Here is a 5,851-nt window from a genome sequence, read left to right on the forward strand (position 1 = left end):
CCGTTCAACGACCTCAAGGTGCGCCAGGCCATCAACTACGCGATCGACCCCGAGGCGCTGAACCGGGTGTTCGGTGGGCGTCTCCATCCGTCGCAGCAGATCCTGCCGCCGGGTATGCCCGGTTACCAGGAGAGCAAGCTCTACCCAGGTCCCGACCTCGTCAAGGCCAAAGCACTCATCGCCGAGGCCAATCCGGCCGACAAGGACATCACCGTGTGGACCGACGACGAGCCCGACCGCAAGCGCATCGGCGAGTACTACCACGACGTGCTGACGCAGCTGGGCTTCAACGCCACCCTCAAGGTGATCTCGGGCGACGTCTACTGGGCCACCATCGGCAACCAGTCGACACCCGACCTCGACACCGGCTTCGCCGACTGGTTCCAGGACTTCCCGCACCCTGACGACTTCTTCCGGCCACTGCTCAACGGGGCCAGCATCCTGCCCACCAACGGCAACAACTACTCGCGGGCCAGCTTCCCCGAACTCGACGCCAAGATGAACGACCTTCGCACCAAGCAGCTCAACGACCCCGGCGTGAAGGAGCAGTACGCTGCGCTCGACAAGGCGTACATGGAGCAGGCGGCGTGGGCACCGTACGGCAACGAGCAGTACACGACCTTCCTGTCGGAGCGCATGGACTTCGACAAGAGCTACCGACATCTGCTGTTCAACCAAGACTTCACGTCGTTTGCGCTGAAGTAATGGCTGCACCCTTCACCGCGGTGGAGGCGCCGGACGAGCCGCCGCTTCCACCGGGAGTCCCCGTGGCCGAGATCCAGGGGCGCAGCCCCTGGTATCTCGCCGGACTCCGCATGCGCCGCAACAAGGTTGCGCTGGCATTCGGGGTGCTGTTCATCGCGATCGTGGTGCTGTGCCTCGCCGCGCCGCTGTGGGCCGATCACGTCGCGCACACCACTCCGGATGCCAACCACATCACCGACACCATCGACGTCGACGGCCGGCAGGTCGACATCGTGGCGCCCGACGGCACGCCGATCGGGCCGGGGCTGCGCGGCCAGTACCTGCTCGGCGCCGATCAGAACGGCCGGGACGTGATGGTGCGCCTGCTCTACGGCGGACGCACGTCGATCTTCATCGGGGTCGTGGCCGCTGCGATCACGACCGTCGTTGCGGTGGTCGTCGGCATGGCGTGCGGCTTCTACCGCGGCTGGATCGACGCGGTTCTGTCGCGGGTCATGGACGTCGTGTGGGCGTTCCCCGTGCTGTTACTCGGCATTGCGCTGGGCACCGCGCTGGCCGTCGGCGGCCTCAGCCTCGGGTTCACCACCATTGCCGGTGACTCGGTGTGGATCCCGATCCTGATCATCGGTCTGGTCTACGTCCCGTACATGGCCAGACCGATCCGCGGCGAGATCCTCGCGCTGCGGGAGAAGGAATTCGTCGAAGCCGCCGTCGCCCAGGGCAAGGGGCCACTGCGCATCATGGTCACCGAGCTGCTGCCGAACGTGGTGTCGACCATCATCGTGTTCTTCACGCTCAACATCGCCAACAACATGCTGTTGGAGTCGGCGCTGAGCTTCCTCGGTGCGGGTGTGCGCCCGCCAAGCGCCTCGTGGGGCACCATGATCGCCGACGGGTATCAGACCATCTACACCGCGCCGCACCTGACCATCGTTCCAGGCCTGATGATCGTGTTGACCGTGTTGTCGCTCAACGTGTTCGGCGACGGCCTGCGCGATGCGCTCGATCCGCGGGCCAAGATCCGGCTGGAGCACTAAGGCCATGGTTCCCTTCATCGCCCGGCGCGTGACCGGGATGATCGCAGTGCTGTTCGCCATCTCGGTGATCGTCTTCCTCATCTTCAACGTGGTACCGAACTCCAATCCGGCCATCCGGATCGCGGGCAAGAACGCCAACCCCGAGCTGATCGCAAGGGTGAGTGCAGATCTCGGTCTCGACCAGCCGCTGCCGGTGCAGTACCTGACGCTGATGAAGAAGATCTTCACCGGGCAGCTGACCTCGTACGCCAGTTCACAGAACGTCACCGATCAGATCTGGCGCGGACTGCCGGCCACACTCTCACTGACGATCGGCGCCGCGGTGCTGTGGATGGTGCTTGCGGTCGTGTTCGGCTACCTGAGCGCCATTCACGCCGGCAAGTTCACCGACCGTGCGCTGACGATCTTGTCGCTGGTCGGCATCTCCATGCCGGTGTTCTGGCTGGCGGCCATCCTGCTGTACTTCTTCACGTTCAAGGTGGAGCTGTTCCCCACCAGCAGCTACATACCACTCACCGAGGATCCTCTGAGGTGGGCGTCGCATCTCATTCTGCCGTGGCTGACGCTTGCCGTGCTCTACGTCGGCTTCTACAGCCGGGTGCTCCGCTCGAACATGCTCGACGTGATGAACGAGGACTACGTTCGCACCGCCCGCGCCAAGGGCCTCCCCGAACGACAGGTCCGCATCCGCCACGTGCTCCGCAACTCCATGATCCCGATCGTCACGCTGTTCGGGCTCGACTTCGGCGCGGTCGTCGGTGGCGGCGCCATCCTGACCGAAACGGTGTTCAACATCAACGGCGTTGGGCTCTACGCAGGTCGAGCCATCGGAAGCCTCGACCTGCCGCCACTGATGGGTGTGACGATGTTCGGAGCGTTCTTCATCGTGTTCTTCAATACGTTCGTCGACATCCTCTACGCGTTCCTCGACCCACGCATCAGGCTCGGAGAGGCGGCGCCAGCATGATTCTGACCGTTGAGGACCTGCGGGTCTCCTTCAACACCGACGGTGGCGTGGTCCGCGCCGTGGACGGCGTCTCGTTCGAACTCGACAAGGGCGAGATCCTGGCGATCGTCGGCGAATCCGGCTCCGGCAAGAGCGTCACCGCGCAGACCGTGCTCGGCCTGACGCGGGCACCGAACGCGAGCATCACCGGCGCGGTCCGGTTCGACGGCCGTGACCTCACCGAACTCGACGACCGGGAATTGCGGGAAGTGCGCGGCGAACGGATCGCGATGATCTTCCAGGATCCGATGACGTCGCTCAATCCGGTGTACCGCGTCGGCGATCAGATCATCGAGATGATCCGCGCACATCGCGACGTCTCCAAGCGCGAAGCCAGGCAGCGTGCCGTGGAGCTGCTCAGCTCGGTCGGTATCCCCAATCCCGAACGCCGCGTTCACGATTACCCGCACGAGTTCTCCGGCGGCATGCGCCAGAGGGTGATGATCGCGATGGCACTGGCGCTGGATCCGGACGTGCTGATCGCCGACGAACCGACCACGGCGCTCGACGTCACCGTGCAGGCCCAGATCCTGCGCCTGCTGGAGAAGCTCAACACCGAACGAGGTCTGGCCGTCGTGCTGATCACCCACGACCTTGGTGTCGTAGCCGAGATCGCCGACCGCGTCGCGGTCATGTACGCGGGGCAGATCGTCGAGGACGCGACGCTCGAGAAGGCGTTCTACGACCCGCAGCACCCGTATACGTGGGGCCTACTCGGCTCGATTGCCCGGCTCGACGAGGACCGCCCAACCCGGCTGGCGCAGATCGCCGGGCAGCCGCCGTCACTCCTGTCCCCGCCCACCGGCTGCCGATTCGCCGCCCGCTGCCCGCACGAGTTCGACAAGTGCTCCGAGCCGCCGCCGCTAAACGGGGACAGGTGCTGGCTCACGCCCGAGGAGAAGCGGCGCCTGCGCGACGTCGACGGCCGGATCGGGCTGAGGAAGGCGCCCACCGGCGGTCCGATGAGTCAGGTGGACGCGCCGTGAGTGAGCCCCTGCTCGAGGTCACCAACCTCGTCAAGCACTTCCCCATCAAGTCGGGAGTCGTGGTCGACCGCGTGGTCGCCCACGTGAAGGCGGTCGACGGCGTGAGCCTGACGATCAACGAGGGCGAAACCCTGGGGCTGGTTGGCGAATCCGGCTGCGGGAAGTCGACGCTGAGCCGGACCATCATGCAGCTGATCACGCCGACGTCGGGTTCGGTCCGGTTTCAGGGCGAGGAACTCGTCGGCCGGTCACGGCGGGCCATGCGGCCGGTTCGAAGCCAGATGCAGATGATCTTCCAGGACCCGTACGCCTCGCTGAATCCCCGCAAGCGCGTCGGTCAGATCATCGGCGAGCCCATGGAGCTGCACGGGATCGCTTCGGGTCGCGACGTGAAACCACGGGTTCGTGACCTGCTCGACCGCGTCGGCCTGCAGGCTGAGCACGCCGAGCGGTATCCACACGAGTTCTCCGGGGGACAGCGCCAGCGCATCGGCATCGCCCGGGCGCTCGCGCTGAAACCCAAGCTCATCATCGCGGACGAACCCGTCTCGGCGCTCGACGTCTCGGTGCAGGCACAGATCATCAACCTGCTCGAGGACCTTCAGGCCGAGTTCGGACTGGCGTACCTCTTCGTCGCGCACGACCTGGGCGTGGTCCGGCACGTGTCAGACCGCGTCGCGGTCATGTATCTCGGCAGGATCGTCGAAAGTGCATCTGCTGCAACTCTTTACGATCATCCGGTGCATCCCTACTCCAATGCGTTGCTCTCAGCCGTGCCGATCCCGGATCCCAAGCTCAACGCCGAACGCGAACGGCTGGTGCTCGAGGGCGACGTCCCGAGCCCCATCGACCCTCCTTCCGGTTGCCACTTCCATACCCGCTGCCCGTGGTCGACCCAGGTGTGCGACGTCGACGATCCCGTGCTCGAGGAGATCGAGACAGATCACGTCGCCGCCTGCCACCACCCACGAAACCTGGTGGGGCAGAACTGATCATTTCGACGGTGCGGCCGCCGACGGCGACGCCGCAGCGGCCGAGGAGGACGCCGCAGCCGCGGCGGCCCTACCCTCGGGGCTCTCTGCGGAGAATCCCGGCGTCTTCGCCGACGCTTCGCCCGAGTCACAGTTCAGCGACACCAGTACCTGGTTGGTCGCCGATCCCGAGCTGTCCTCAGGGGGCGGCACCGTCCTCGACACCTGGTTGACCACCATGCAGTCATCCTTGGCATTGTGGTCTCCGAAGGTGGTCGAGACGACCGCCGTCATACCCGCTCCGCTGATGGCGGCGGTGGCGTCACTGTACTTCTGACCTACCACGTTCGGTGCCGAATTCGCCTGGGCTACACCAGTTCCCAATAGAAGCGCGGTCGACGCAGCGGCTAGGGCGAGCACCGCACCCGCGCTGAGCGCACGCACGTCACGCACCCGCCTTGATCGCCGGCGAAGCGCTCGGCGACTGCTCCACCGAATTCGGCGTCGTGAAGGTCGCCGTTGCGCCCATGGTCATGGCCTTGTCCGTGGGCTGCACGTAGACGGTATTGGTCGGAGCATCGCCCGAGTTGGCTAGGTTGGTCCCCGTGGTGCCGGCCCCGTGGCCGTAGCCGAGGCTCAATGCACCCAAGGTGACGAACGCGGCTGTTCCGGCCAGCCCCAGTGCCTTCACGCGGCGACGATTCGCCTGCGATCCCTTATTTGTCATTCCTGGATGCTGATCCGGACAACCGCGGATGCGCTGGAGCGTGGCTGTGACGTTCCTTGCGACACCATTGCTGACACAAGCGCTTTCACAGCGATTCGCACAGCGTCAGTACGGGAACTGAGACTGCTGTGGGTATTGCGGCTGTTGTGGATATTGCGGCTGCTGGTACTGCGGCTGCTGGTAGTACGGGGGCTCATACGGCGTCGGCGTCGGGGTCGCCGGCACCTGAATCGGGATCGGGACCGGCACGAACGGCACGGTGATGTAACTGGTCGTCATGGTCGGCGTTTCCGACGTCGTGGTGGTGGTGGTCGGTGGTTCCGTGGTCGTCGGTGGCGTCGTAGTGGTCGTCGTCGTGGTCGTGGTGGTGGTGGTCGGTTGGGTCGTGGTGACCGTCGTCGGCGCAGGCCGCTCCACGG

8 protein-coding genes are annotated in these 5,851 nt (G+C 65.4%); 5 read left to right on the forward strand and 3 right to left on the reverse strand.

Annotated elements, in window-relative coordinates; translation table 11 throughout:
- The 5 genes from ACRDUX_RS00330 to ACRDUX_RS00350 form a co-directional block, all read left to right on the forward strand.
- On the forward strand, positions 1 to 705 hold a 705-nt coding region (locus tag ACRDUX_RS00330; protein WP_526409913.1), incomplete at its 5' end, for an ABC transporter substrate-binding protein.
- Positions 705 to 1,742, forward strand: coding sequence for an ABC transporter permease (locus ACRDUX_RS00335; RefSeq protein ID WP_526409915.1), 1,038 nt, complete (start codon positions 705 to 707; stop codon positions 1,740 to 1,742). The genes ACRDUX_RS00330 and ACRDUX_RS00335, both read left to right, overlap by 1 nt.
- A gap of 4 nt (positions 1,743 to 1,746) precedes the next feature.
- A complete protein-coding gene (locus tag ACRDUX_RS00340; protein ID WP_526409917.1) occupies positions 1,747 to 2,709 on the forward strand; it encodes an ABC transporter permease in 963 nt (320 codons plus the stop codon).
- Complete coding sequence (locus ACRDUX_RS00345; RefSeq protein ID WP_526409919.1) at positions 2,706 to 3,734, forward strand: ABC transporter ATP-binding protein; 1,029 nt, start codon at positions 2,706 to 2,708, stop codon at positions 3,732 to 3,734. Before ACRDUX_RS00340 ends, ACRDUX_RS00345 begins: the two co-directional genes overlap by 4 nt.
- A complete protein-coding gene (locus tag ACRDUX_RS00350) occupies positions 3,731 to 4,726 on the forward strand; it encodes an ABC transporter ATP-binding protein (protein ID WP_526409921.1) in 996 nt (331 codons plus the stop codon). The genes ACRDUX_RS00345 and ACRDUX_RS00350 overlap by 4 nt, the downstream gene beginning before the upstream one ends.
- On the opposite strand, the gene ACRDUX_RS00355 is transcribed toward ACRDUX_RS00350, so the two are convergent.
- The 3 genes from ACRDUX_RS00355 to ACRDUX_RS00365 all read right to left on the reverse strand — a co-directional run bounded on the left by ACRDUX_RS00355 (position 4,727) and on the right by ACRDUX_RS00365 (position 5,711).
- Positions 4,727 to 5,149, reverse strand: coding sequence for a hypothetical protein (locus ACRDUX_RS00355; protein ID WP_526409923.1), 423 nt, complete (start codon positions 5,147 to 5,149; stop codon positions 4,727 to 4,729). It abuts the gene before it with no gap.
- A gap of 1 nt (position 5,150) precedes the next feature.
- On the reverse strand, positions 5,151 to 5,432 hold the full coding sequence (locus ACRDUX_RS00360; RefSeq protein WP_526409925.1) for a hypothetical protein: 282 nt from the start codon (positions 5,430 to 5,432) through the stop codon (positions 5,151 to 5,153).
- Between the two features lie 105 nt (positions 5,433 to 5,537).
- On the reverse strand, positions 5,538 to 5,711 hold the full coding sequence (locus tag ACRDUX_RS00365) for a hypothetical protein (RefSeq protein ID WP_526409927.1): 174 nt from the start codon (positions 5,709 to 5,711) through the stop codon (positions 5,538 to 5,540).
- Positions 5,712 to 5,851 lie beyond the last annotated feature (140 nt).

The organism is Mycobacterium sp. (assembly GCF_050701675.1).
GTDB lineage: Bacteria > Actinomycetota > Actinomycetes > Mycobacteriales > Mycobacteriaceae > Mycobacterium.

Excerpts from the sequence above, each read along its gene's own strand:
- ACRDUX_RS00335 (WP_526409915.1), top strand. The coding sequence starts at position 705 with ATGGCTGCACCCTTCACCGCGGTGGAGGCGCCGGACGAGCCGCCGCTT.
- ACRDUX_RS00340 (WP_526409917.1), top strand. The coding sequence starts at position 1,747 with ATGGTTCCCTTCATCGCCCGGCGCGTGACCGGGATGATCGCAGTGCTG.
- ACRDUX_RS00345 (WP_526409919.1), top strand. The coding sequence starts at position 2,706 with ATGATTCTGACCGTTGAGGACCTGCGGGTCTCCTTCAACACCGACGGT.
- ACRDUX_RS00360 (WP_526409925.1), bottom strand. The coding sequence starts at position 5,432 with ATGACAAATAAGGGATCGCAGGCGAATCGTCGCCGCGTGAAGGCACTG.
- ACRDUX_RS00365 (WP_526409927.1), bottom strand. The coding sequence starts at position 5,711 with ATGACGACCAGTTACATCACCGTGCCGTTCGTGCCGGTCCCGATCCCG.